Source organism: Haloarcula sp. 1CSR25-25, from assembly GCF_032027985.1.
GTDB lineage: Archaea > Halobacteriota > Halobacteria > Halobacteriales > Haloarculaceae > Haloarcula.
Window position 1 is genome coordinate 840,255 of sequence record NZ_JAHYBW010000002.1, and the last position, 24,841, is coordinate 865,095.

Consider the following 24,841-nt stretch of genomic DNA (forward strand, 5'->3'; position numbering starts at 1 on the left):
ACATACCCAGCGAGGAACGTCGGATATGACGGAGTTAGTTACGTTCGGTGAGACGATGTTGCGGCTATCGCCGCCCGACGACGAGCGACTGGAGACGGCGAACCAGTACACGGTTCGGGCGGCCGGCGCGGAATCAAACGTCGCCGTCGCCGCGCAGCGGCTCGGGCTCGACGCGGTGTGGGCCTCGAAACTTCCGGATTCACCGGTCGGTCGCCGGGTCACCGGTGAGCTTCAACACCACGGTGTGTCGACCGCCATCGCATGGGACGGTTCGGACAGCGCCCGACAGGGGACCTACTACCTCGAACAGGGTAGCCCGCCGCGGGGCAACGAAGTCATATACGACCGCGGGAACGCCAGTATCACGACCGCCACGCCGTCAGAGCTTCCCACGGATACCATCGCGGACGCTACGGGATTCCACACCTCGGGTATCACACCGGCGCTCTCGGAGACGCTCGAATCGACGACTGCCGACCTCCTCTCGCTCGCACAGGACGCGGGCACGACAACGAGCTTCGACCTGAACTACCGCTCGAAACTCTGGACACCAGCGAAAGCCCGGTCGGTCCTGACCGAACTGTTTCCGGTTGTCGACGTGCTTGTGGTCGCTGAACGCGACGCGAACGTCGTGTTAGACCGGACCGGAGACCCAGAAACGATCGCTCGGGACCTCGCCGCCGAGTACGGGTTCGAAACGACAGTCATCACCCGCGGCAGCGACGGTGCGCTCGCGGTCGCCGACGGGACCGTAACGGAGCAGCCGACGTTCGCATCGACGGACGCGCATCCGGTCGGGACCGGCGACTCCTTCGTCGGCGGCTTTCTCTCGCGGTACCTCTCCGGCGGTACCGTCTCGGACGGACTCGCCTGGGGCGCCGCCACGGCGGCGCTCAAACGGACGATTCCCGGCGACATTGCCGTCGTTTCGCCCGACGAAGTCAGTTCGATTCTCAGCGGCGACACGGAAGCGATTTCACGATAGTTCCGCCGTCCAGCAAGGTTCTTATCCCCTCGCGGGGAACGCCAGAGTATGATTAACTATGAACGCTGTAAATTGCGGATCGCCGGAGATAGAGGGTACGATGCGTAGCGCGAAGATCGTCTGCACTCTCGGTCCCGCCTCGGACTCGGTCGACGACATCGCGTCGCTGGCGACGGCCGGAATGTCCGTTGCCAGACTGAACGCGAGCCACGGCTCGCCGGAACACCGCCGTGAGATGATCGACCGCATCCGTGAGGTAGACGAGGCGGTCGAGGAGCCCGTCGCGGCGATGCTCGACATGCCGGGGCCGGAGGTCCGGACCGCAGCAATCGACGCGCCGATCCAGCTCGCGGAGGGGTCCACGATCCGGTACGTCGTCAGCGACGACGCGACACCGGAGGAAGTCGGCCTCTCACAGTCGATCGCGTCAGTCGAGCCGGGCGACCGGGTGTTGCTCGACGACGGCCGCATCGAGACGACCGTCGAGCGCGTCGAGGGGGAAACAGTGTTTGCGACCGTCGAGAACGGCGGCGAACTGGCCGCCCGCAAGGGCGTCAACGTCCCCGGCGTCGAACTCGGCTTGCCGACGATTACGGAAAACGACGAGCAGGAACTCGACGTGGCCGCCGAGAAGGAACCCGATTTCGTGGCCGCGTCGTTCGTCCGTGACGGCGAGGACATCTACGAGATCAACCAGGCGCTCGAGGAACGCGGCGTCGACATCCCGGTCATCGCCAAGATCGAACGGGCAGGGGCCGTCGAGAACCTCGACTCGATTATCGACGAGGCCTACGGCGTGATGGTCGCCCGCGGCGACCTCGGTGTGGAGTGCCCGCTGGAGGACGTACCGATCATCCAGAAGCGCATCATTCGGCGGTGTCACGAGGCCGGCGTCCCGGTCATCACGGCGACCGAGATGCTGGACTCGATGGTCCACTCCCGGCGGCCGACCCGCGCGGAGGCCTCCGACGTGGCAAACGCAGTCCTTGACGGGACCGATGCCGTGATGCTCTCCGGCGAGACGGCCATCGGTGACCATCCGACTCGCGTCGTCGAGACGATGGACCGGATCATCCGCGACGTGGAAGCAAGCGAGGAGTACGCCGAGTCCCGCGAACAGCGCGTGCCAAACGCCGGCGACACCCGGACGGACGCGCTCGCGCGCTCCGGGCGGTTCCTGGCCCGTGACATCGGCGCGTCGGCTATCGTCGCCGCATCCGAATCCGGCTACACCGCCCTGAAATCGGCCAAGTACCGGCCGTCGATTCCCATCGTCGCGTCGACGCCGAGCGAGCGGGTCCGGCGGAAGCTCGCGCTCTCCTGGGGTATCAGGCCGGTGACGACCAAGTACACCACCGACGGGGCCGATGCAATCATCCAGACGGCGGTCCAGGCGGCCCTCGACACCGAGGCCGCCGAAAGCGGCGATACGGTTGTCGTGCTCTCCGGGATGATGACCGAACTGGACGGAATGAACACCGCGAACATGCTGAAAGTCCACGTCGCCGCGGAGACGGTCGCCAGCGGCCGGTCTATCGTCGACGGCCTGGTGACCGGCCCAGTGCACCGCGTCTCGACGGCCCCACCCCGCGAGTCACCGGGCGACCTGTCGAACGTTCCAGACGGGGCGATACTGGCGGTGCCGGAGGGGTTCGACGGCGAGTTCGTCGGCGACACCAGCCGAATCGGCGGCATCATCGACGCCCACGAGGGCGTCACGAGCTACGCCGCGATCATCGCCCGGGAGCTCTCGATTCCGATGATCTCGAACGCGGACCTCCCCGAGACCGTCTCCGACGGGTCCACCGTCACGCTGGATTCGGAGCGCGGCGTCGTCTACGAGGAGGCCGTCGGCCGGGAGGACATCTCGGGTTCGGAGCGGGACTACTAACCGCAGTAGAATCTGTGTAGTTAAGTATCGGTGGGGCAACCGTTCGACCAGCATGGGCGCTTACGCAGGGGTCGACCTCGGAGCGACACATATTCGGGCTGTTATCGGTGACGAGACAGGTTCGATAGTCACGTCACACAAAACTGAGACACCGCGTGGACCGTCAGGTATCGCGGTCACGGAGTCGGTCCTCGAGGCGATCCGGCAGGCCTGTGACGCCGCCGACATCGCCCCGACGGACGTGGTTGCCGCCGGTATCGGTTCCTTCGGCCCGATGGACCTGGCCGAAGGCGTCGTCGAAAACCCCGCGAACCTCCCCGACTCCATCGACCGGATTCCGCTGACCGGTCCGGTCGAGAATCTCATCGGCAGCGACCGGGTGTGGCTTCACAACGACGCCAACGCCGGCGTCATCGGCGAGCGGTTCTACTCGGACCGAAGCCCCGACGACATGGTGTATCTCACTATCTCCTCCGGGGTCGGCGCCGGGGTCGCCGTCGACGGGAACATCCTGTCGGGCTGGGACGGCAACGCCGGGGAGGTCGGCCACTTGACGATTGACCCCCACGGGTTCATGACCTGTGGCTGCGGGCACGACGGCCACTGGGAAGCGTACTGCTCGGGCGAGAACATCCCGCGGTATGCCACGCAACTGCACCGCGAGGACCCCGTCGACACGGCACTCCCCATCGAGACGGAGGAGTTCTCGGCGGCGGACGTCTTCGAGTACGCCGGCGAAGACGAGTTCGCGTCCCACGTCCTCGACCAGATCTGTCACTGGAACGCTATCGGCGTCGCAAACATGGTCCACGCCTACGCGCCCCTCGTCGTCTACGTCGGCGGGGCCGTTGCGCTCAACAACCCCGAGCAGGTGTTAGACCCGATTCGAGACCGACTCGACGAGATGGTGATGTCGAACATTCCGGACATCCAGTTGACGCAGTTCGGCGACGACGTCGTGGTCCGCGGCGCACTGGCGTCGGCGCTGACCGGCGGAACGGGCGACCCATCACAGCGCAGTTGAAAGGCGTCGAACCGACCGCGCAACGCCGGACTACTGTTTCAGGTCGTACAGCCGCCGGAAGGCCGTCGGCGGGAACCGCGGTTCGACACGGCTCGGCGGGCGTCCCTGGCCGTTGGTGGTCGTCGCCTCGACGCGGTCGACAATGCCGGACTCAGCCATCTCATAGAGGAACCGTTTGACGGTCCCCGCCGAGAGATCGACTGACTGGGCGGACGCGATCGCCTCCGTCGTCGCCGTTACCGAGGAGCGTTCGCTCTCCTCCAGATCGATGAGTTCCCTGAGGACGATCTGCCGGTTCGTCGGCAGGGAGAGGACGATGCCAAGCGAAATACAGGGAACGGGCACCTCCGCGATGGCCGCGTCGACGTTCGCCTGCGTGATGCGGTCCTGGCCACGTTCCTCGGCCATCTCCGCCGCGATAAACAGCGCGGCGAGAGCGTCGTGGGCGTTCCCGTCCGCCCAGTCGGCGATCTGTCTCGCCAGACTGTGGTCGAGTCCCTGCTGGGCCAGCCCGCTCGAAGTTCTGGTCATCAACACGTCGACGAGCATCTGGCGCTGGTAGCGGTCGATGCTGATCGATTCGGCGGTGTACCGCGTCAGCTCGGTCGTCGACGGGTCCTCGCGCCCGATAGCGAGCCAGCTGACGTTGCTCGGCAGGCCGGCAAACAGGTCGACCAGGGCCGGGGCCTGGATGCTCTCCGGCTCGCCGATGTGGTCGACTGCGATGACGATGCCCGTGCGCTGCTCTCGCACCAGTTCGTGGAGGCGAGACCTGAGCGTCTCCGTCCCGATACCGTGTTCCGGCACCGACTCCTCCACGAGCGAATCCAGGACCGCGTGATAAAACGCGAACTCGCTTGCGGTCTCCCGGGCGTTCACGTAGACGAACGACGGAGAGGTCGGCGGCTGTGCACGGGTCGTCGTGTGGATGATCGCCTGTTGTTCTGTCGGGAGCTGTTCCAGATTGGCGAAAAGCGCCGTGATAACCGCGGACTTCCCCGAGCCGTGGGGGCCGTACACGTACGCGTTCGGTGGCAGCTGACCGTCGAACACCGGATCGAGATGGTCCAGGAGCCGTTCGAGAACCGGACCGCGGTCGGCCGGCTCCTCTATGTGGACGACCGGTGAGATGGCCTCGTAGTCCTGAATGAGACGTGGCTCACCGTTCCGGCGTTGCCGACGTTTGATTCTCGCTTCAATATCCATCGTTCAGGGAGATATGTGTACTAGGTTTGGAATCGGAAATATAGAGCTACTGCTTTAGACTAGTCCCAGAGTGGGAACCCAGGAGGAGCCGTCGAAGACACCGACAATCGCCAGGATGGCGATGGTCAGCGTCGCGACGACGATAGCGGCCGCGGGCGGGTCGAAGTGCGTGTCCGAGTGCGCATAGAAGACACGCTGGATGACTTCGCCAGCGATGGCACCGTAGGCGCCGAAGAGGCCGCCGACGATGAGGGCGATGACAGCCGTCATCGTTCCGGTTTCGGGCGTGCCGCCGAAGACGGCCAATGCGGCCGTGCTCGCAGGCAGTGTCATGTGGTGGGTGACCGGAATCTTCTCGACGCCCAGGTTCAGGAACGTCAGGAGCGCGGCGGAGATGCCGAACCCGAGGAACGGACTCCCGGTCTGGATGGCGATCCAGCCACCCAGCAGCCCCGTGACCAGGCCGATCATCGCGACGTTGGCCCACTTGTACTGGTGGGGCAGCCACGGCTCGACCGCCAGACGGTACGACTTGGCCGTTCCCCCGTCGGTCTGGACGTCGCCGCCGTCCGTGGCCATGCGTTTCTCGCCACTTTCGAACGGCGACATGTCGAGAATGTTCCGGCTGCCGGCACCGATAATCGGGTAACCGAAGACGATGCGGTGGGCGAAAGCCGACAGGACGACGCCCATCGCAATCGGGTCCCACGGGAGCGCGAGCCCGCCGGATACCTGACGGACGACCATGCCGAAGATACCGAACAGGCCACCGACCGCGAGGATGTCCGGACGGGTGCCCAGCGCGTAGGCGATGTCCTTCGCCGGGTGGTAGTCGCCGTCGTCGGGCTCGTACATCCCATCACTCTTGGCGGCATACGCCGCTGCCGCAGCACCGCCGGCGAAGGAGACGTGTGGGCCGAACACCGGACCGAACGCGACCGCACCGGTCACGCCGGTCGCGAGGGCCCCGGCTCCGAGCTCGCCGAGCTCGCCAACGATGCTGCCACGGAGAATCGCCACGGCCTGGCCGGCGATGACCATGAAGCCGGTGAAACAGAACGCCGGGAGCGCCCCCAGCGCCGCACCGAACGCACCGCCGGCGAAGGCGGCGATTATCAACAGCAGGAGGTCCGCAACCCCCATACCGAAGACCGGAATCTGCAGGGGAAGACTCTCTATCATGGGTTACTCCTCCTGTGCCCAGTCGCGGGAGCGGTCGACGGCGTCGTCCCAGCGCGAGTACATCTTGTCAGCCTTCTCGGCGTCCATCTCCGGTGAGAACTCCCGGTCGACCTGCCAGTTATCGCGGAGTTCGTCGACGGTGTCCCAGTAGCCGACGGCGAGGCCGGCCGCGTACGCCGACCCAAGGGCGGTGGTCTCGTCGACCTCCGGCCGGGCGATGTCGGTCTGGATGATATCCGACTGGAGCTGACAGAGGAAGTTGTTCTTGACGGCGCCGCCGTCGACCCGCAGCGTCGTCATCTCGACGCCGGAGTCTTCCTCCATCGCTTCCGCGAGGTCGCGGGTCTGGTACGCGATGGATTCCAGGGTCGCACGCACGATGTGCTCTTTGCGGGTGCCGCGGGTCATCCCGACGATGGTCCCGCGTGCGCGGCCGTCCCAGTGGGGCGCGCCCAGCCCGGTGAAGGCCGGCACCATGTACACGCCGTCGGTGGATTCGACTGAGCGGGCCAGTTCCGCCGTCTGTGCGGCGTTGTTGATGAGGTCGACGTCCTCGAGCCATTCGATGGCCGCGCCGGCGATGAAGATGGAGCCTTCCAGCGCGTACTGGACGGGCTCGCCGGACATCTGGAAGCCGACGGTCGTCAGCAGGCCGTTGTCCGAGGCGACTGCCTCGGAACCAGTGTTCATCAGGTAGAACGCGCCGGTGCCGTACGTGTTCTTCGCGTCACCCTTGTCGAAGCAGGTCTGGCCGAACAGCGCGGCCTGCTGGTCGCCCAGCGCGCCCGCGACGGGAATCTCCGCGCCGAGGAAGCCGTCAGGGTCGGTGTGACCGTACAGGCTCTCGTCGGAGGACGGGCGGACCTCCGGAACCATGGACTCCGGCACGCCGAACTCCTCGAGGAGTTCGTCGTCCCACTCCATGTCGTGGATGTTGTACAGCATCGTCCGGGAGGCGTTCGAGACGTCCGTGATGTGGTTGCCGGTGAGTTTCGTGATGAGCCAGGAGTCGATAGTACCCATCCGGAGTTCCCCGTTCTCGGCCCGGTCGCGGAGGTCCTCGCCGCGCGAGCTCTGCATCTTGAGGGGCTCGGCGTTGTCGAGTATCCACTCGGTCTTGGTCGCCGAGAAGTAGGCGTCACATTCCAGCCCGGTCTTCTCGCGGATCCACTCGACCTTGTCCGCTTCCTGGATCTCCTCGACGCGGTCGGTGGTGCGGCGGTCCTGCCAGACCAAGGCGTTGTGTACAGGCCTGCCGGTCTCCTCGTCCCAGACGATCGTCGTTTCACGCTGGTTCGTGATGCCGATCGCTTCCAACTGTTCGGCTTCGAGGCCTGCGTCGGCCAGCCCCTGCGTGACGACTTCCTGCGTGTTCTCCCAGATTTCGACGGGGTCGTGTTCGACCCAGCCCGGTTCGGGATAGATCTGTTCGTGTTTCTCGTAGGCGTTCGCAACGACCTGGCCGCTGTGGTCGAATACCATGAAGCGGGTGCCGGTCGTTCCCTGGTCGATCGAGCCAACGTATGTGTCTGCCATTGTTGTGTTCTCCGTGGCGGAGGTAGCTTGTTTATCAAAGCTACCACCTTGACAGTAAACAACATATTGAACCATTATAAAGATTACTAATGGTGATGTTTAGATAGTAAAGAAGGGATGGAACGGCGCTACCGGCCGGAACCGTAGCGTTCGGACTGTCTTCCGACCCGTTCGTCGAGCCGTTCGAGCGGGGTGGGGACCGAATCGGGGCCGTCCATACTGTCGACGGCGTCCCCGATGACTGTCCGAGCCGCGTCGAACGAGCCGACCTGCGCGCCCCGAGTTGCCGTGGTGTCCCGTGTCTGCATAAGTCGGTCGAACGCCGTCCGTAGTGGGGGTTCCGCTCGAACCAGTCGTCGGCCCGGAGTCGTGGAGTCGTCTCCCCGTGGACCGGGAGATACCCGGTCTTCCGGTGTCACCGCGCTGCTGGGCCGATTCGGTGTGAGGAATTCGGCGATAGCGTCGTGAACCTCCCCGGACATCCTGACCGACCCAGAGCGACGCGCCACGAGTAGTTCACGGACGTGATTCAGCATCCACACCACTTCCGTCGACGAGCTGTTCAGCCCCACTCCGCACGCCAGCGAGGGTTTCCGGGGGCGAATCGGGGACGAGTCCAGCCTCCCTGAACGCGTCGCGGTTGTAGGTCATCACCGGGTTCGCGGCGTTGAACGGCAGCGAGTGGAGTGCCGTCGAAGCGGTAGTAGTCCGTCACCGGGTCGAGCAGCGAGTCGATGTGGGCTGCCGGGAGGAGTTCCCCGACGGAGCATGAAAATGCCCATTCGCGCGCACGCGCGGCGTCGTCCGAATATCTGGGCGATCGCAGGCGGGTCGCCGTTCTCGGCCGCGTTCAGCGTCGCGTCGAGAGTTCCGCGGTAGCTCCCTTTCGACCGCAACGCGAGACTGATACCGTCAGTCTGTGATTCGAACTCGCGGACGGGTTCCGCCAACAGGAGCGCCTTCCCGCCGCCCATCGCGTGCCAGAACTCGACGACGGTTCCGTTCGTGTCAGGGGCCGTCGTTCCGGTCGTGAGTTTGAAGGAATCGAGTGACGCTTCGAGCGACTCGGCCCGCTCGGACAGCGTCGGGGCCTCCGCGAGTTCCGTCGTCTGTTCGGCCGCGGCGGCGGCGACGGCCGTCCGGGCGCTTGTCCCCTCGACGTCGTCGACCATCGAAACGACCTCCTGTGTGGAGTCGACCTGCGTGTCCGTCGCCTCGTCGATCTCCTGAACGCTCGTACCGACCTCTTCGACCATCGAGACGACCGAATCCAGTTCGTCTCGGTTGTGAGCGATTTGACCTCCTCGGCGACGACGGCGGACCCGTCACCGGAGTCCCCCGCTCGGACCGCTTCGACGTTGGCGTTCAGCGCAGCATGTTGGTCTGGTCCGCGATGTCCGTGATGAACCCCACAATCTCCTCGATGTCCGAAAGCAGGTCGTTCAGTTGCCCGACCTTCTCGACGGTCGCTTCGGCGCTGTCGGTCAGCGGTCGAGGGTCGTCGTGGCCGAGGACGCCGACTCCAGGGCGGATTCCGCCGCCAGTTGCTCACACCGAGCTTTCAGCTCCGACCCTTCGGCGTCGCGTCCCGCCTGACCGGCCGCTGGCTATTTCCGGGGTGCCGACGGCGTTTCGCTCTCCGACCCGAGTCTGTCCCGCTCCTCTGTGACGCCGCCGTCGGTGTGTCTTCCGTCGGACCGGTCGTCCTCCGAATCAAGTGGGTTCGATTTACTCATTGTCGCTCCCGTTGGCCGAACGGCCAACGCGTTCTCCGGGAGATTCAACTATCAAAATATATAATAGTTACTGTCGACACGGCACCATTGGTAACTTTCAATTGGTGCAGGATTTCATGCAGTCAGTGGAATAAATATATAATATTTTGGATTTGACCGTATATTTCCGCAGATAGTCAGTTATGTGCAAATCCCAATATGACTTTTCCGCGAGTGATAATGTGTTCCACGTTCACAAGCAACAGCGGGAGTTGCCGGTATTCTTCATGATTACATAGAAAATTTACTGTCCAATCACAATCAACGGTAAAGTGAAGTGTGTGCGCTTCAAACTCACGGAAAGATAGATGGGACCGACACCACACATCGCCGTCATCGGTGGCGGCTCGACTGGGGCGGGCATCGCGCGGGACCTCGCGATGCGCGGGCTCGACGTGACCCTCGTAGAACAGGGGAATCTGACCCACGGGACCACCGGTCGGATGCACGGACTGCTCCACAGCGGCGGGCGGTACGCCGTCTCGGACCAGGCCAGCGCGACCGAGTGTATCGAGGAGAACCGTGTGCTGCGGGACATCGCCAGTCACTGCGTCGAAATGACCGGCGGCCTGTTCGTCAAGCGACCGGAGGACTCAGAGGAGTACTTCCAGAAGAAGCTCAGCGGCTGTGAGGAGTGTGACATTCCGGCCGAGGTCGTCTCGGGTGAGGAAGCCCGCGCGATGGAGCCACACCTGGCGAAAGACATCGACAAGGCCATCAGCCTCCCCGACGGGGCCATCGACCCGTTCCGGCTGGTGGTCGCAAACGCCGCGAGCGCACAGGAGCACGGTGCCCGCATCGAGACACACAGCAAGGTGACCGACCTCCTCGTCGAGGACGGCGAAGTTGTCGGTCTCGAGGTCGAACACGACTCCGGCCCCGGGAAACGCGTCCACGGCACGGCGGGCGGAACCGAACAGATCCGCGCCGATTACGTCGTGAACGCGACCGGGGCCTGGGCCGGTCGCATCGGCGACATGGCCGGACTGGACATCGAGGTCCGCCCCTCCAAGGGCGTCATGACCATCATGAACATCCGCCAGGTCGACACCGTCATCAACCGCTGTCGGCCGAAAGGCGACGCCGACATCGTCGTGCCCCACGAGACGACCGCGATTCTGGGCACGACCGACGAGGAGGTCGAGGACCCCGAGGACTACCCCGAGGAGCAGTGGGAGGTCGACATGATGATCGACACCCTCTCGGAGCTGATTCCCATGCTCGAAGAGGCCCGCACCATCCGTTCGTTCTGGGGCGTCCGTCCGCTGTACGAACCGCCGGACGTCGGCAGTGACGACCCGACGGACATCACGCGGGACTTCTTCCTGCTCGACCACGACGAGCGCGACGACCTGCCCGGCATGACCAGCATCGTCGGCGGGAAGTTCACCACCTACCGGATGATGGGCGAGCAGATCGCAGACCACGTCTGCGGGAAGTTCGGCATCGACGCCGACTGCCGGACCGCCGACGTGCCCCTCCCGGGCAGCGAGGACTTCTCGGTGCTCCGGGACTACATGGAGGAGTTCGGGCTTCGCTCGCCGATCGGCCGCCGGAGCGTCGAGCGGCTCGGCTCCCGGGCCGACGAGGTCCTCAAGACCGACGGGCCGAACCCGACGGTCTGCGAGTGCGAGGGCGTCACCCGCGCCGAGATCCACGACGCCATCGAGGGCTCGGGCTCGGACCTGAACGCCGTCCGCATCCGGACCCGCGCATCGATGGGCAACTGTCAGGGCGGCTTCTGTTGTCACCGGATGGCGAGCGAGCTCCACTCGGAGTACGACGAACCGGTCGTCCGCGAGGCCTGGGACGAACTGCTCCAGGAGCGCTGGAAGGGCCAGCGACACGCCCTCTGGGGCGAGCAGCTCTCCCAGGCGGCGCTGAACTACGCGCTGCATGCCACCACGCAGAACCGCGACCAGGACCCGGCGGACGGCGACCCGGTCGACTTCTCGGCGTTCGACACCGGCCACAGCCAGGCGGGTGGCGTCGGCAGCGCGGACGTAGCGGCCGACGGAGGGACGGATGGCTATTGAGTCGGAGGTGCTCGTCATCGGCGGCGGCCTCGCCGGACTGACCAGCGCGCTGTCCGCCGCCCGCGACGGGGCCGACGTGCGACTGGTCTCGTACAAACAGAGCACGCTCCGGCAGGCGTCGGGCCTGGTGGACGTGCTCGGCTACACACCCGACGGGGACGGTCCGCTGACCGACCCGTACGAGGCGATTCCGTCGCTGCCAGCGGACCATCCGTACCGGAAAGTCGGCGTCGAAACGGTCCGGGACGCCCTGTCGCTGTTCGACGACGCGGTCCCGACCTACGAGGGCGAGCACACGGACACGAACGCGCTCCTGCCGACCCACGGCGGAACTATCAAACCGACCGCCCGCTACCCGGCCGGGGCCAGCGCCGGCCTCGCCAGCGATACGCGGGACACGCTGCTTGTCGGCATCGAGGAGATGGTCGACTTCGACGCCCCGCACGTCGCCGCCCATCTCGACGCTGCGGGCGTCCCCTTTGCCGTCCGCGGCGAGACCATCCGGTTCCCGGGCGACCTGCGCGCGGACGCGAAGGTCACGCGGTACGCCAAACTGCTCGACACCGACAGCGAGGTGGCGGTTCGCGGACGCATGGTTCCGGCCCGCGAGGCCCTCGCCCAGCGCGTGAACCCGCTGCTCGAAGGCGAACAGCGGGTCGGCTTCCCGGCGATTCTCGGCGACGACAACCCCGGCGCTATCCGTGACGCGCTGGGCGAGCACCTCGGGGTCGATGTGTTCGAGGTCCCGATGGGGCCGCCGTCGCTGCCCGGTCTCCGCCTCGAAGACAGGCTGTTCGCGGCGCTGGACGAGGCCGGGGCCAGCATCGAAACCGGCAACCCGGTGGTCGATTTCGAGGGCGAGGACCGTATCGAGCAGGTGTACATCGAGAAGAACGGCGCGAAGATACCAAACAGCGCCGACCAGTACGTCCTCGCGACCGGCGGCTTCGTCGGCAAGGGCGTCGAATCCGACCGCGACGGGGTGTACGAACCGGTGTTCGACTGCCACGTCCCCCACGCCGAGGACCGCTACGACTGGTTCGAGGGCGAACTGTTCGGCGACCACGAGTTCGCCCGCTACGGTGTGGCGACCGACGACGACCTCCGGCCCCTCGACGCGAGCGAGCACAGCGAGTTCGAGAACCTGCGGGCCGCCGGGTCGGTGCTTGGCGGCTACGACTTCGGCGCCGAGAAATCCGGCAGCGGGGTCTCGATCGCAACAGGCTACGCGGCGGGCCAGCGCGCCGCACAGGAGGCACGATGAGTGACGCTGAATCCCCAACAGAGACAGAGTTTGACCCGGTAGGACCGAACACAGGCGAGGAGTTCGAACCAGTCGACGTCTTCCCCGGCAGCGACGACTTCGACCTCCGTCCCGGCGCGGACTCCTGTTACAAATGCTCGACCTGTGACACGAACTGTCCCGTCGCAGAGGTCGACGACGACTTCCCCGGCCCGAAGTTCCAGGGGCCGGAACAGTGGCGGCTCAAGCAGTCTGACGACGACCACGACATCGACGACTCGGTGATGGACTGCTCGAACTGCATGCGCTGTGACAACGCCTGCCCGTCGGGCGTCCCGCTCAGCCAGATGCACAACACCGCTCGCGGGGAGTACGTCAGCGAACAGATGGACAAACTCTCCGTCGAGTACGTCCGCAACCGCATCCTCGCGAACTACCGCACCTCCGCGTTCTTCGCGAGCAAGGTCCCGCGACTGGCCAACTTCGCCATGAACTTCGGGCCGGCCCGCTGGGTCATGGAAAAGACGCTCGGTGTCACCAGCGAGCGCGACTTCCCCGAGTTCGCAACGCGGACCTTCCGGGAGTGGTGGGCCGACCGCGGCGGTCAGGTCCAGTCCAGAGAGAACGCGAGAGCCGCCCGAAAGCGACGTGGCCTCCCCGAGGACGCCGACAAGAAGGTCGCGTACTTCCACGGCTGTTACTCAAACTACAACACGCCGGAGGTCGGCAAGGCCATGGTCCGCGTCTACGAGGACTTCGGCTACGAGGTCGTCGCACCCGAACAGAAGTGCTCGGGGACGCCGATGTTCGCCAACGGCATGCTCGACGACGCCCGCCGCCACGCCGAGACGAACGTCTCGTCGATGTCCGAACTCGTCGACGAGGGGTACCACGCCATCGCCTCCTGTACCTCCTGCTCGATGGCGCTGCGACAGGAGTACCCCGAGCTGTTCGACATCGACGGCATCGACAAGGTCGCCGAGAACACCTTCGAGGCCGTCGAGTATCTGCGCATCCACGAGGACCTCAAGGGCGAGGTGCAGGCGGCCGACGTGGACGGCGAGCTGGCCGAGGAGTTCGCCTACCACGCCCCGTGTCACTCACGGAATCAGGGACTGGACCGCCAGGCCGTCGAGCTGTTCCGCGACCTCGACGGCGTCGAAGTCGAGGACGTGGGCGACTCCTGTTCGGGCATCTCGGGGACCTACGGCTGGAAGGAAGAGAAATACGAGAAATCGATGAAGATCGGCGAGGAGATGTTCGAGCACATGGACCACGCCGAGGGCGAGACCGGCATGACCGAGTGCCCGACCTGCGCGATGCAGATGGAACACGGCAGCGGCTACGAGATCCGACATCCGCTCGAACTGCTGGAAGCCGCGCTGGTGGAGTAACGCTGTCCTACTCGCCGCCGCGGACGAACGTGACCGGACACGGCGCGTTCAGCATGACTTCCTGTGCGGTGGAGCCGAAGACGGCCTTCCCGGTCGGCGAGCGCTTGCGGCCGCCGACGACGACGAGGTCAGCCGCGGTCGTCTCCGCGAGGTCGACGATCTGTTCGCCGTGGTTGCCCACAGCACCGCGGACCTCCGTCGTCAGGCCGGCATCGTCGAACCGGGAGATGAGTTCCCGGACGGTCGTGTGGCGGTCGGCGACCTCGTTCGGGTCGGCTTCGCCGGTCGATTCGAACTCGAGCCTGTCGACGACGCCGTCGTACTGGTCATCGGTGAATACGTGGGCAACGACGACTGTCGCGTCGGCCGGGCCCGCGATATCGAGAACCGCGTCCGCGAGTTCGTCGATTCGGTCGGCGTCGTTCGGTCCAACTGCTAGAAGAACTGTTTCTAGTGCCATACTGGCCCCTCTCCTGGCGGAAGGGTAAATCCTTCGGAAGGTACTACGAGTGTTGTAAGTCGTTTACAACGCCCGGCTATCCGGTGTTTTTCATCCCGGCCGCGATGCCCTGGACGGTCAGCCGCAGGGTCCGGCGCTCGGTTTCGGTCCGGTGGGACTGCTGGAGCAGGCGGACCTGCAACAGGTTCAGCGGGTCGACGTACGGGTTCCGGCGCTCCAGGTTCTCCTCCAGCCAGTCACGCGAGAGCAGGCCGTCCTGGCCGGTGATCTCGAGCACCTTCTCTACCGTCTCCTCGTACTCCTCGACGATGCGCGGGAAGATGCGCTCCCGGAGGTCGGGGTCGGCGAGGTCGGCGTACTCCTCGGCGATCTCGAGGTCGGTTCGGGCGAGCGCCAGCGACGCGTTGTCGAGTTTCGTCCGGAAGAACGGCCAGTTCTCGTACATCTCCTGTAAGGTCTCCATGTCGCCGCCGTCTTCGAGGTAGGCGTCAAGTCCGGTCGAGATGGAGTACCAGCCGGGGATGATACAGCGGGCCTGCGTCCAGGAGAACACCCACGGGATGGCCCGTAGGTCATCGACGCTGCGGTCCTCGCTCCGCGAGGCGGGTCGGGACCCCATGTTGAGGTTCTCGATGACGGTGATCGGCGTCGCCTGGTCGAAGAACTCGACGAAGCCGTCGGTCTCGAGCAGGTCCTGATACTCGGTGCGGGCGGCGTCGGCCGCCGTCTCCATGGCCGCCTCCCACTCCTCGGGAATCTCCTCGACGGGCTCCTCGATGGCGTTTTTCCGCGCCCGGATCTGGGCGTTGAGCATCTGTTCGAGGTTGCGCTCGGCGATGTCGTGGTTGGCGTACTTCTCGGCGATGGCCTCACCCTGCTCGGTGAACTTGATCTGACCGGTCACCGTCTCGTTTGGCAGGGCCAGCATGGCGTCGTTCATCGGGCCGCCACCGCGGGAGATGGAGCCGCCGCGACCGTGGAACAGGCGCATCTCCACGTCGTGGTCGTTCGTAATGTCCGCGAGCCGCTTCTGGTTGTTGTACAGCGACCAGTTGGCGGCGAGGAAGCCGTTCTCCTTGTTCGAGTCGGAGTACCCCAGCATGATCTCCTGGACGTTGTCCCGGGCCTCGAGTGCCTGGGAGTAGGCCTCGTTCTCGAACAGGGTGCCCATGATGCGGCGGGCTCCCGAGAGCGCGTACTCCGATTCCAGCAGCGGGACCACGTCGAACCCGCAGTAGCCGGGCAGGTCGACGATGTCGACCTGGTCGGCCAGGAACAGGACCTCAAGCGCGTGGCTGGGCTCCTCACACCAGGAGATGGCGTAGGTGTCGATGGCGTCGATGCCGAACTCGTTTTGCCAGTCGGCGGCCGCACGGAAGCGGTCGAGGACGCGGGTGGCGTCCTCCGAGAGGCCCTCGGTGTCCTCCATGTCGATGACGGCGTTGTCCTGGAGGATCGCTTCGGTCAGGAACTCGACGCGCTCGTCCTCGTCCATCGCCGCGTAGTCGACGCCCTGCCGGTCGACGGCCTCGGCGATGGCGTCGGTGTGCATCTTCCGGTGGTCGCGCAGGTCCAGGCTGGCGAGGTTGAAGCCGAACGTCTCAACCTTGCGGACCAGCGGGTCGACGTGGGCCTCGGCGATGACCTCGGCGTCGTTCTCCCGGAGGCTGTCGGCGATGACGCGGAGGTCGGTCAACAGTTCCTCCTCGTTTTCGTAGCCGCCCTGCCGGACGTCGCTGACCCGGATGACGGATTCGCGCATCAGCCGGAGCTTCTGACGGTAGGGTTCGTCAGGGTACCGTTCCTCGGCCTCCGTGGCGACGCCGGGGAGCCTGGACTTGTGACGGTCCAGTCGCTCGTTGAACAGCGCGTCGGTCGCGATGTTCGAGGCGTCCTGGCTCAACACGCCGGAGAGCTCCTTGAGCTTGTTGCGGTACAGCGGGAGCACGGTCTCGCGCTGGCGCTCCAGCGTCTCCTCGGTCACCTCGGTGGTGACAAACGGGTTGCCGTCGCGGTCGGACCCGGCCCACGAGCGGAACTCGTAGAGGGTGTCGACGTCGATGTCCTCGTCGTACACGTCTTCGAGGGTGTTTTCGAGCTCGTCGTACACCTCGTCGATGACGTCGAACAGGACGTTCTCCAGGTACCACTGGACGTTCAGCGCCTCGTCGGTGACCTCCGGGCGACGGTCCCGGACCTGCGGGGTCTGCCAGAGGCTCGTCACTTCGGCGTCGAGGTCGCGCTCGATGCGCTTCTGTTCGCGGTCGGTGAGCCGCCGCTCGTCGAGCTTCTCGATGTCGCGGGCGACCGACCGGAGCTTCGCCTTCACTGTCTTCCGGCGGGCTTCGGTGGGATGGGCCGTGAACGTCGGCTGGATGAGGACGTCTTCGAGTACCTGCTCGAACTCCGCCGGGTCCGCTCCCCGGTCGGCCAGGTCCCGGACGGCCTCTTCGACGCTGTCGGCCAGAATCCCCTCCTGGCTGCCCTCCCGGATTTCGCGGACCCGTTCGCGTTCCTCGGCGAGATTGATAAGCTCGAAATACGTCGTAAACGCACGTGCGACAATGTCCTGTGTCTCCGGGTTCAGTCGGTTCAGCGCCCGGTGGACCTCGTCCCGGGTCTCGGCGTCGCCGCGCCGGTAATCGATACACGACGTTCGGATGGTTTCGACCGTTTCGAACGCCTCGGTCGACGTCTGTGCCTCCAGCACTTCGCCCAGGAGTGCACCCAACTCCCGTACGTCCTGGTTAATCTCTCTGGCGTGCAAAGTCATACCAACTTCTCCAGAAGCGAGCCCTAAAACACTATTGAAACGGTGTATCAGGGATAGACGTTCGTGAAAAACCCGGCGGAGAAATAGATATCAGCAATCGTGGGATTCTTTACCGTATCACACGAACGTCACATGACACAGTGGACTGCCAATGATAGATATCGCCCTGGACATGGAGCAGTACGACTGCCCCTTCATCGACACGACGGCAGACCACGACGTGGCCTTCGCGGCGGTACACTGGGACTTCGACCAGCGTGCGCGGGAGCTGGAGACGCGGATGGTCGTCGAGGCCGAGGATGCAGGGGTCCTCGATACGGGGCTAGACCGGTTGCAGGCCCACGAGAACATGAACGACTGCGCGCTGTTGCGCCGCGAGGGCAACGCCGCCCACATCCGGACGACTATCGAGGAGACGGCGGCGATGCAGACCATCAGAGACAACGGCGGCTACATCACCGGGCCGTTCCACATCGAGGCGGGCAGCGAAACCTGGCACGTCGGCTTCGACCGCGGCCGGGACGCCGATACGACGCTCTCGGAACTCGACCGCGACAACGAGTACGACCTGATCGAGCGGACGTCGACGACGCTCCCACAGCTCCAGGACCTCGTGAAAAACGCCGGCGCGGCGATGACGCTCGTGGACGGCTGCCGGGACCTCTCGGACACCGAGCGGGAGACGCTGGAAACCGCCGTCTCCGAGGGCTACTTCGAGTCGCCCCGGGACGCGACGCTGGGGTCGCTGGCCGAGGACTTCGGCGTGTCAAAGCCCGCCGTCTCGAAGAACCTCCGGCGCGGAGAGCGCAAGATGGTCGAGCGCGTCGTCGACGTCTTAGAGGATATCGACGACTGATTCAGCGACCCCAACGGGACACCGGCAGAACGGGTCAGTACCGGGGAGCCCCCTGGCTGTGTCACTGAACCCCTGAATTCCGAGACGAGCGACCTTCGAGAGACAGAGAGGACATTCTGGAGACTGGCTCCAGTAGCCAACCGTGGAGAAACCCGGCCTGATTGACGTTCTCACGCCGCTGGAGTATAGTTCATGTATTTATATCATGATAGTGAATTTACAATTATGCAACAGAGCAAATCGTGGGGCGACTCAGCATCGAACTACGACGTGTGGAGTCGACGGAACTACCTCGTGGCGACGGTGGGCCTAGCTGCATTGAGCGGGTGTGTCGGCGACACGGGTGACGGAGGCGAGGCGACAGAACCCGGCGAGAGAGAAGACGACGACGAGGATGAGGACGACGACGGCGAGGAAGACGAGGAACTTCCAGAGGGAGTCACGGCAGAAGAGTTCGAGAGGGGACCCGTACCCGATGTATACCTGTCTGCGACGTCGCTCGGGAACGAGCAGCGCAACCCGGATGCGTTACACACGAAAGCGGAAGTCAGTTTCTCCGAATACGACGAAGCCCGGGAGAACGAAGCACACACGCCGGGAGCCTGCTGTGCGAACTGTGCTGACTACATTCCGGACATGAACGGCGACAGGTTCGGTGCCTGCGCGGAGGTCGAAGGCTACATCGACGGCGCAGACTGGTGTACAATCTACGAGGCGTTACCCGAACCAGACGTTCCCGAGGGGATGTCCGAAGCGGAACTGGCGACGGCCGAGGTTCCGGAGGAGTACCGGACGGCGAGTTCACAGGTCGGGGAGTCGCGTGACCCGGAGGACCTCTTCAGCCACGAAGAAGTGAACCTGATGGAATCCGTGGACGCGATCGAGGAAGGGATAGCTCCCCCAGGGCAGTCCTGTGGAAACTGTGCCGAGTTCATCCCTGACAAGAACGGCGACACGTGGGGAGCCTGTGCGAAGGTCGAGGGGTTCATCGCAGTCGAAGACTGGTGTGCGGTCTGGGAACACGTCAGCGAAGAACTCTGACTGTCTCTGGCCAAGCGAGGGCGTGATGGACGGGGATAGTAAATTCTATAGTTGTATGGAATTTCGAAATTCACTGAATGTTTGTCTACTAATTAGGTCAAATACATAGGTTATGTGTCGCAAAACAGTTTTATACTGGGCGAATAAACGATAGGCTATGTTGAAGCGTACCAAGCAGTGCACCAAATGCAGAACGCCATACAACTCGCTGGATAATGCAGACTGCCCATACTGTGATTTCGGAATCTCAAGAGAGAAGAGCAGGAGCTAGTTCGAACCGATACTCACTGCATCGGAACACAACAGACCGGTACAGTTGCGTTACGTACAACTGTCTCGGTGACGCTGCCGATAAGGTATCGACTGAGGCCGGATCGGCCGTGCGTTCCCATCACGATGAGGTCAATATCGTGTTCCTCGCTGTAGGAGAGGATTGTGCGTGCAGCCGGCCCGCTTGCGAGACTGCCGGCGAGACTGACATCTGCTGCCCGGGCACGCTCTTTGACCGTCTCAAGCGCCTCCTGTCCGGTTTGCTCGAGCGACCCGTGAATCTCTGTCCCCTCGGCGCTTCCGAACCGACTCGTGTCGACAGAATAGACGGTGTGCACCGTTGCGTCGAACAGCCCGGCTAGAGTAATCCCCCAGTCGATTGCGAGTTCTGCCCCCTCGCTCCCGTCGGTCGGCAGAAGAACGTTTTCGTACCGCTGCTCGCCGACTTCGACGATGTCCGCATCCGGAGTTACCGTGATGGTCGGGACAGCTGCGGTCCGGACAGTCCTCTCTGCAACGCTCCCAAGTACAACCCGTTCGAACCCTGTCTGCCCCTGGGTCCCCATAACGACGAGGTCGATGTCGTGCGTATCGACATAGTCGTTGATCGTCTGGAACGGGATGCCAGGCTCGACAGCGGTAGTGATTCGACCAGAGAGGTGAGTCCGGGCGAGTCTCGCGATTGAATCGACCGCCCCTTTTGCCTCCTCTTCGAGGAGCTGCTCCCGTTCGGTCTGCTCATGCGAATCCAGACCTCCTTCGATGTCACGGGTTTCAACGACTGACAACACGTGGAGGTCGGCACCGACTGTGGCGGCGAGGTCGATTCCCCGTCGCGCTCCTATCCGGGCCCCTTCACTGCCGTCGGTCGGGACGAGAACCGAGTCTACTGTCTGGCTCATGCAGACAACTTGACACGCGATTGATTTAACGCTAGTTTCGGTTCGCACCACAATGTGGTCTGTTACCTCTGGGAACCGCTGTCCTCGTCTTGCGTACTCGCCCGGTTTCAACGGATGGGGTCCCACGCTGTTCGATTCTGATAACACTCACATCGGTCAGCGGGCAGACGGTACCAACAGACAACCCGGCGAAGGGGGGCGGGGAACACCAGTCCCGGTTCCGAGTGGTGTGTCTCTGGTACAACTCTGTTCTCTGTCCCGTCGCGTTAACATGTTAACTCGACACACTATGTGGCCGGCGAGTCTACAATAATCTGTTATGCAGGATACGACCACACGGCGGCGCGTTCTCGGCGCGCTCGGTGTCGGTGTCGTCGGGCTCGGCGGCTGTGTCGGTGACGACTCATCCATGACTGAACAGGACGATTCGGACGGCGGCACGACGGACAGTAGCTCAGACGGCGGATCGACCGGTACCTCGACACAGACGGTCAGCATCGGAGTGTTGCAGCCCCGCGCCGGCGACCTGAAATACTACGGCGACCAGGCGCTGTGGGGCTTCCTGTCCGGGCTGGCGTACAAGGGAGAGACGGACCCGCCGACAGACGCCGGGAGCGGCGAACTGACGATAACCGCCGGCGACACGGAGTACCGGCTCCTGGTCCGGGACACGGAGTTCTCGGCGGACACGGCCCAGACAGCGGCGACGAACCTCGTCGAGAACGAGGACATCGACATGCTCGCCGGCTGTACCTCTTCGGCGGTAGCGAGCCGCGTCGTCACGACGGTCGTCAATCAGGCGCAGGTCCCGATTATGCTCGGGCCGGCCGCGTCGGCCGGCATCACGTCCAACTCGGAGACCTGTAGTGACCTCGTCTACCGGGCGAGCGAGAACACCGCGATGGACGCCCGTTCCGGCGGGAAGTACGTCGCAAACGAGACTGACGTTTCGAGCGTCTACCTGTTCGGTGCGGACTACAGCTTCGGCCGCGCGGTCGTCAACAACTACCGGGACGTGCTGGAAGCCGAAGGCGTCGATATCGTCGGGGAGCGGTTCGTCGAACAGGGGTACGCCGAGTGGGACGGGCTGCTGGACAACGCGGAGGAGGCCGGGGCCGAAGGCGTCGTCGGCGGGTTCACCGTCGCGACGCTCCCGGCGATGTTCAACGCCTTCCTCTCGGGCGAGTACTCCTATCGCGTGTTCGGTGGGTTCGCCACCAGAATCACCAACAACGTCGTCGGCGGGACGATGCAGAGCGTGCTCGGCGAGCCCCTGACCGAGGAGAAGATCAGGGGCTCACAGCTGGGGCCGTTCACGACCCGCTACCACTGGAACCAGTACGACAACCCGATCAACGACGCCTTCGTCGAAAGCTACACCAGCGCGTACGGCGTCGTCCCGGACCTGTTCACGGCGGGGACGTTCACGGGCGCCTCGGCGATTCACCAGGCGATTCAGGAGAGCGGGTCGACCGAGGGCGCGGACATCGCCGACGCCCTGAAGGGGATGACCGTCACCGACACGCCGAAAGGCGAGAACGGCTACACCTTCCAGGAGTACAACAACCAGGCGCGGTCGGCGATGACCGTCGCGAACCCTATTCCGACGACCGACGAGTGGGCCGACAACTGGGGCGCGGCCATCATGCCCGGCGAGCCGCTGGCCCGCATCAGCGCCGAGGAGACCACTATCCCCGAGGACAGCGACCAGATGGGCTGTTCACTGTAGGCATGCTCAGAACACAGGGGCTGACAAAGCAGTTCGGCGGGCTCAAGGCCGTCGACGGCGTCGACTTCGAACTCGACGCCGAACTCTGCTCGCTCATCGGCCCGAACGGGGCCGGCAAGACGACGTTTTTCAATCTGTTGACCGGGAGCCTCTCGCCAACCGCGGGGACGGTCGAACTCCGGCGGAACGGCGCCTGGGAGGACATCACCGACGCCTCGCCACACGAGACGGCCAGCAAGGGCATCCACCGGTCCTACCAGGTGACGAACGTCTTCCCCGACAGCACGGTGCTCGAGAACGTCCGGGTCGCGGAACAGGCCCACAGCGACAACGCCACGACGTTCTGGCGCAACGTCGACTACTACGACGAGTTCACCGAGCGTGCCCACGGGATTCTGGACCGGGTGGGGCTCTCCCACCGGGCCGGGGACCTCGCGAGCACGCTGAGCCACGGGGCAAAGCGCAAGCTGGAAGTCGCTATCGCGCTGGCCGGCGACCCCGCGGTGCTCCTGCTGGACGAGCCAAATGCCGGCGTCTCCTCGGAGAGCGTCGACGAGATACGGGACCTCATCGAAGCGGTCGCCGAGGACTACCCGGTCCTGCTGGTCGAGCACAACATGGACATCGTGATGGGCGTCTCCGACCGCGTCGTCGTTCTGCATCAGGGCGCGGTCATCGCCGACGGGCCGCCTGCGGAGGTGCGAGCCAACCCCGACGTGCAGTCGGCGTATCTCGGCGGCTACGAACCGGGCACTCTGGACGATAGTACGGCGGGGTCCGACCCGGACCCGGAGGAGGGGACGGCGTGAGCCTGCTCGAACTCGACGGCGTCCACACCTACTACGGGGACAGCCACATCCTCGAAGGGGTCGACCTCTCGGTCGAGGAAGGGGAAGTGGTCGCGCTTGCCGGGCGCAACGGCGTCGGCAAGACGACTACGCTCCGAACGATTCTGCAGCTGACGCCGCCCCGCGAGGGGTCGATTACGTTCCGCGACGAGTCGCTGGTCGGGCTGGAGACACACGAGGTCGCCGAGCGCGGGCTGGGCTGGATTCCGGAGGACCGCCGGATATTCGGCCAGCTCACCGTCGAGGAGAACCTCCGGGCGGCGATACCGGACCCCGACGGCGTGGGCGAGGGCCTCCGCCTGGCCTTCGATTCGTTCCCCATCCTCGAAGAGCGACGGGGCCAGGACGCAGGCACGCTGTCGGGCGGCCAACAGCAGATGCTCGCCATCGCCCGCGGGCTGGTCGGCGACAACGACCTGCTGCTGGTCGACGAACCCAGCGAAGGGCTGGCCCCACAGATCGTCGCCGACGTGGCCGAGGCGCTGTCGAACGCGAGCGAGGACGTGACGATGTTGCTGGTCGAGCAGAACCTCCCGCTGGCGCTGGACCTGGCCGACCGGTTCTACATCCTCGACAAGGGCCGCGTCGTCGACGACGGCGAGACGGCAGCGGTGACGGCCGACGACGAGCGGTTCAGGAGGTACCTGTCGGCATGATACTCGAAGCGCTCGCGGAGTTTCTCACGCTCGGGGAACTCGGCGGGGTCGTCGTCAACGGGCTCGCCAAGTCGGCGCTGTACGTGATGATAGCAAGCGGTCTCACGCTGATTTTCGGGCTGATGGGCGTGTTGAACTTCGCCCACGGGTCGCTGACGATGGTCGGGGCGTACCTGGGCGGCCTCCTGATGGTCGTGACGGTCACCGGCGGGACAGCGCCGCTGACCCGCCTCGGCCTGTTTTTCGTCGCCATCGTCGTCGTGTTCGCGCTGTTGACGGTGCTTGGCGGGGCCATCGAGACGACCATCATCCGGCCGCTGTACGACCGGCCCCCGATATACCAGATACTGCTGACCTTCGGGCTGACGCTGGTCATCGAGGAGGTCGTCCGCATCGTGCTGGGCGTCTACGACCTCCAGCCGCTGTCTGACTGGCAGGCCGCCCTGGCGACCAAGCCGCAGTTCCTCCGGGAACCGGTCGCGCTCGGCCCCGTCAGCGCCGGCTGGATGTCGCTGTTCCAGATACTCCTGGGAACTATCACCGTCGTCGGCATCTGGGCGTTCCTCACGCGGACCCGCTACGGCCTGTACATCCGGGCCGGGAGCGAGGACGCGGAGATGGCGTCGGCACTCGGCATCGACGTTCGCCAGGTGTTTACCGTCGTGTTCGCGCTGGGTATCGGCCTGGCCGGCGCGGCCGGCACGCTACTGATGTGGGACCCGACGTGGGGCGCGAGCGTGCCGCTCGCGGCCGAGACGCTGCTGCCGGCGTTCATCGTCGTCATCGTCGGCGGTCTCGGGACGTTCCGCGGCACCGTCGTCGCCGCCCTCGTGGTGGGGATGGCCGACGCGGTGACGACCTGGTGGTTCCAGAACGCCATCGAGTTCACGGGCCTGCCGGAACTCGTCCTGTTTCTGGTGCTCGTGGTGACGCTCATCGTCCGCCCGCAGGGCCTGTTCGGCGTCGAGGAGGTGGGGGGCCATTAGCGCCGAACCCGAGGCCGACGCCGAGGCGGCGTCGGCGCCAGCGACGAC

The 24,841-nt window shown here is 64.9% G+C and carries 21 protein-coding genes and 1 pseudogene; 12 read left to right on the forward strand and 10 right to left on the reverse strand.

Annotated elements, in window-relative coordinates; all coding sequences use genetic code 11:
- The first annotated feature begins 25 nt into the window (after positions 1-25).
- From kdgK1 to KZ498_RS09465, 3 genes are all read left to right on the forward strand, one after another.
- The gene (gene kdgK1 / locus KZ498_RS09455) at positions 26-985 is read left to right on the forward strand and encodes a bifunctional 2-dehydro-3-deoxygluconokinase/2-dehydro-3-deoxygalactonokinase (RefSeq protein WP_312618439.1); all 960 of its coding nucleotides are present in this window, start codon (positions 26-28) and stop codon (positions 983-985) included.
- Between the two features lie 100 nt (positions 986-1,085).
- Positions 1,086-2,876, forward strand: a complete 1,791-nt coding sequence (gene pyk, locus KZ498_RS09460; RefSeq protein ID WP_312618440.1) for a pyruvate kinase — start codon at positions 1,086-1,088, stop codon at positions 2,874-2,876.
- A 52-nt stretch (positions 2,877-2,928) separates the two neighbouring features.
- Positions 2,929-3,900, forward strand: coding sequence for an ROK family protein (locus KZ498_RS09465; RefSeq protein ID WP_312618441.1), 972 nt, complete (start codon positions 2,929-2,931; stop codon positions 3,898-3,900).
- A gap of 30 nt (positions 3,901-3,930) precedes the next feature.
- Here the strand turns inward: KZ498_RS09465 and KZ498_RS09470 are convergent, their stop codons facing one another.
- The 7 genes and pseudogenes from KZ498_RS09470 to KZ498_RS09500 form a co-directional block, all read right to left on the reverse strand.
- Positions 3,931-5,106, reverse strand: a complete 1,176-nt coding sequence (locus tag KZ498_RS09470) for an AAA family ATPase (RefSeq protein ID WP_312618442.1) — start codon at positions 5,104-5,106, stop codon at positions 3,931-3,933.
- Positions 5,107-5,160: 54 nt separating this feature from the next.
- Positions 5,161-6,288, reverse strand: coding sequence for a hypothetical protein (locus KZ498_RS09475; protein WP_312618443.1), 1,128 nt, complete (start codon positions 6,286-6,288; stop codon positions 5,161-5,163).
- A gap of 3 nt (positions 6,289-6,291) precedes the next feature.
- On the reverse strand, positions 6,292-7,824 hold the full coding sequence (gene glpK / locus KZ498_RS09480) for a glycerol kinase GlpK (protein ID WP_312618444.1): 1,533 nt from the start codon (positions 7,822-7,824) through the stop codon (positions 6,292-6,294).
- Between the two features lie 128 nt (positions 7,825-7,952).
- Complete coding sequence (locus KZ498_RS09485; protein WP_312618445.1) at positions 7,953-8,132, reverse strand: hypothetical protein; 180 nt, start codon at positions 8,130-8,132, stop codon at positions 7,953-7,955.
- Positions 8,133-8,474: 342 nt separating this feature from the next.
- Entirely contained in the window at positions 8,475-9,080 is a 606-nt protein-coding gene (locus KZ498_RS09490; RefSeq protein ID WP_312618446.1) for a hypothetical protein, read from the reverse strand.
- A 65-nt stretch (positions 9,081-9,145) separates the two neighbouring features.
- A pseudogene (locus KZ498_RS09495) lies at positions 9,146-9,376 on the reverse strand (hypothetical protein); the annotation flags it as partial.
- Between the two features lie 55 nt (positions 9,377-9,431).
- Positions 9,432-9,560 carry a hypothetical protein gene (locus tag KZ498_RS09500; RefSeq protein WP_312618447.1) on the reverse strand — a complete coding sequence of 43 codons (129 nt, stop codon included), beginning with the start codon at positions 9,558-9,560 and terminating at the stop codon, positions 9,432-9,434.
- 347 nt (positions 9,561-9,907) lie between these two features.
- Between KZ498_RS09500 and glpA the strand changes: the two genes are divergently transcribed.
- Genes glpA through KZ498_RS09515 form a run of 3 tightly spaced genes read left to right on the forward strand, consistent with a single transcriptional unit; the run spans position 9,908 to position 14,272 of the window.
- A complete protein-coding gene (gene glpA / locus KZ498_RS09505) occupies positions 9,908-11,635 on the forward strand; it encodes an anaerobic glycerol-3-phosphate dehydrogenase subunit GlpA (protein ID WP_312618448.1) in 1,728 nt (575 codons plus the stop codon).
- Positions 11,625-12,899 carry a glycerol-3-phosphate dehydrogenase subunit GlpB gene (glpB, locus tag KZ498_RS09510; RefSeq protein WP_312618449.1) on the forward strand — a complete coding sequence of 425 codons (1,275 nt, stop codon included), beginning with the start codon at positions 11,625-11,627 and terminating at the stop codon, positions 12,897-12,899. Before glpA ends, glpB begins: the two co-directional genes overlap by 11 nt.
- Positions 12,896-14,272: an anaerobic glycerol-3-phosphate dehydrogenase subunit C gene (locus KZ498_RS09515; RefSeq protein ID WP_312618450.1), complete on the forward strand. Its 1,377-nt coding sequence runs from the start codon at positions 12,896-12,898 to the stop codon at positions 14,270-14,272. Before glpB ends, KZ498_RS09515 begins: the two co-directional genes overlap by 4 nt.
- Positions 14,273-14,279: 7 nt before the next feature.
- On the opposite strand, the gene KZ498_RS09520 is transcribed toward KZ498_RS09515, so the two are convergent.
- Both KZ498_RS09520 and ppc read right to left on the reverse strand, forming a co-directional pair.
- Positions 14,280-14,732, reverse strand: a complete 453-nt coding sequence (locus KZ498_RS09520) for a universal stress protein (RefSeq protein ID WP_312618451.1) — start codon at positions 14,730-14,732, stop codon at positions 14,280-14,282.
- A gap of 76 nt (positions 14,733-14,808) precedes the next feature.
- Positions 14,809-17,505 carry a phosphoenolpyruvate carboxylase gene (gene ppc, locus KZ498_RS09525; RefSeq protein WP_312618452.1) on the reverse strand — a complete coding sequence of 899 codons (2,697 nt, stop codon included), beginning with the start codon at positions 17,503-17,505 and terminating at the stop codon, positions 14,809-14,811.
- 151 nt (positions 17,506-17,656) lie between these two features.
- Between ppc and KZ498_RS09530 the strand changes: the two genes are divergently transcribed.
- Positions 17,657-18,361: a helix-turn-helix domain-containing protein gene (locus KZ498_RS09530; RefSeq protein WP_312618453.1), complete on the forward strand. Its 705-nt coding sequence runs from the start codon at positions 17,657-17,659 to the stop codon at positions 18,359-18,361.
- A gap of 225 nt (positions 18,362-18,586) precedes the next feature.
- A complete protein-coding gene (locus tag KZ498_RS09535) occupies positions 18,587-19,402 on the forward strand; it encodes a high-potential iron-sulfur protein (RefSeq protein ID WP_312618454.1) in 816 nt (271 codons plus the stop codon).
- Between the two features lie 284 nt (positions 19,403-19,686).
- Here KZ498_RS09535 and KZ498_RS09540 read toward each other — a convergent pair whose 3' ends face one another.
- On the reverse strand, positions 19,687-20,574 hold the full coding sequence (locus KZ498_RS09540; protein ID WP_312618455.1) for a universal stress protein: 888 nt from the start codon (positions 20,572-20,574) through the stop codon (positions 19,687-19,689).
- A 319-nt stretch (positions 20,575-20,893) separates the two neighbouring features.
- On the opposite strand from KZ498_RS09540, the gene KZ498_RS09545 reads away from it, so the two are divergent.
- Genes KZ498_RS09545 through KZ498_RS09560 form a run of 4 tightly spaced genes read left to right on the forward strand, consistent with a single transcriptional unit; the run spans position 20,894 to position 24,793 of the window.
- A complete protein-coding gene (locus KZ498_RS09545) occupies positions 20,894-22,303 on the forward strand; it encodes an ABC transporter substrate-binding protein (RefSeq protein WP_312618456.1) in 1,410 nt (469 codons plus the stop codon).
- A 2-nt stretch (positions 22,304-22,305) separates the two neighbouring features.
- On the forward strand, positions 22,306-23,112 hold the full coding sequence (locus KZ498_RS09550) for an ABC transporter ATP-binding protein (RefSeq protein WP_312618457.1): 807 nt from the start codon (positions 22,306-22,308) through the stop codon (positions 23,110-23,112).
- Positions 23,109-23,807: an ABC transporter ATP-binding protein gene (locus KZ498_RS09555; protein ID WP_312618458.1), complete on the forward strand. Its 699-nt coding sequence runs from the start codon at positions 23,109-23,111 to the stop codon at positions 23,805-23,807. The genes KZ498_RS09550 and KZ498_RS09555 overlap by 4 nt, the downstream gene beginning before the upstream one ends.
- Positions 23,804-24,793, forward strand: coding sequence for a branched-chain amino acid ABC transporter permease (locus KZ498_RS09560; protein WP_312618459.1), 990 nt, complete (start codon positions 23,804-23,806; stop codon positions 24,791-24,793). Before KZ498_RS09555 ends, KZ498_RS09560 begins: the two co-directional genes overlap by 4 nt.
- Positions 24,794-24,841: the final 48 nt, after the last annotated feature.

What these genes read in the sequence shown, in the direction of transcription:
- kdgK1 (WP_312618439.1), top strand. Translation starts at nt 26, where the DNA reads ATGACGGAGTTAGTTACGTTCGGTGAGACGATGTTGCGGCTATCGCCG.
- pyk (WP_312618440.1), top strand. Translation starts at nt 1,086, where the DNA reads ATGCGTAGCGCGAAGATCGTCTGCACTCTCGGTCCCGCCTCGGACTCG.
- KZ498_RS09465 (WP_312618441.1), top strand. Translation starts at nt 2,929, where the DNA reads ATGGGCGCTTACGCAGGGGTCGACCTCGGAGCGACACATATTCGGGCT.
- KZ498_RS09470 (WP_312618442.1), bottom strand. Translation starts at nt 5,106, where the DNA reads ATGGATATTGAAGCGAGAATCAAACGTCGGCAACGCCGGAACGGTGAG.
- KZ498_RS09475 (WP_312618443.1), bottom strand. Translation starts at nt 6,288, where the DNA reads ATGATAGAGAGTCTTCCCCTGCAGATTCCGGTCTTCGGTATGGGGGTT.
- glpK (WP_312618444.1), bottom strand. Translation starts at nt 7,824, where the DNA reads ATGGCAGACACATACGTTGGCTCGATCGACCAGGGAACGACCGGCACC.
- KZ498_RS09485 (WP_312618445.1), bottom strand. Translation starts at nt 8,132, where the DNA reads ATGCAGACACGGGACACCACGGCAACTCGGGGCGCGCAGGTCGGCTCG.
- KZ498_RS09490 (WP_312618446.1), bottom strand. Translation starts at nt 9,080, where the DNA reads ATGGTCGAAGAGGTCGGTACGAGCGTTCAGGAGATCGACGAGGCGACG.
- KZ498_RS09500 (WP_312618447.1), bottom strand. Translation starts at nt 9,560, where the DNA reads ATGAGTAAATCGAACCCACTTGATTCGGAGGACGACCGGTCCGACGGA.
- glpA (WP_312618448.1), top strand. Translation starts at nt 9,908, where the DNA reads ATGGGACCGACACCACACATCGCCGTCATCGGTGGCGGCTCGACTGGG.
- glpB (WP_312618449.1), top strand. Translation starts at nt 11,625, where the DNA reads ATGGCTATTGAGTCGGAGGTGCTCGTCATCGGCGGCGGCCTCGCCGGA.
- KZ498_RS09515 (WP_312618450.1), top strand. Translation starts at nt 12,896, where the DNA reads ATGAGTGACGCTGAATCCCCAACAGAGACAGAGTTTGACCCGGTAGGA.
- KZ498_RS09520 (WP_312618451.1), bottom strand. Translation starts at nt 14,732, where the DNA reads ATGGCACTAGAAACAGTTCTTCTAGCAGTTGGACCGAACGACGCCGAC.
- ppc (WP_312618452.1), bottom strand. Translation starts at nt 17,505, where the DNA reads ATGACTTTGCACGCCAGAGAGATTAACCAGGACGTACGGGAGTTGGGT.
- KZ498_RS09530 (WP_312618453.1), top strand. Translation starts at nt 17,657, where the DNA reads ATGATAGATATCGCCCTGGACATGGAGCAGTACGACTGCCCCTTCATC.
- KZ498_RS09535 (WP_312618454.1), top strand. Translation starts at nt 18,587, where the DNA reads ATGCAACAGAGCAAATCGTGGGGCGACTCAGCATCGAACTACGACGTG.
- KZ498_RS09540 (WP_312618455.1), bottom strand. Translation starts at nt 20,574, where the DNA reads ATGAGCCAGACAGTAGACTCGGTTCTCGTCCCGACCGACGGCAGTGAA.
- KZ498_RS09545 (WP_312618456.1), top strand. Translation starts at nt 20,894, where the DNA reads ATGCAGGATACGACCACACGGCGGCGCGTTCTCGGCGCGCTCGGTGTC.
- KZ498_RS09550 (WP_312618457.1), top strand. Translation starts at nt 22,306, where the DNA reads ATGCTCAGAACACAGGGGCTGACAAAGCAGTTCGGCGGGCTCAAGGCC.
- KZ498_RS09560 (WP_312618459.1), top strand. Translation starts at nt 23,804, where the DNA reads ATGATACTCGAAGCGCTCGCGGAGTTTCTCACGCTCGGGGAACTCGGC.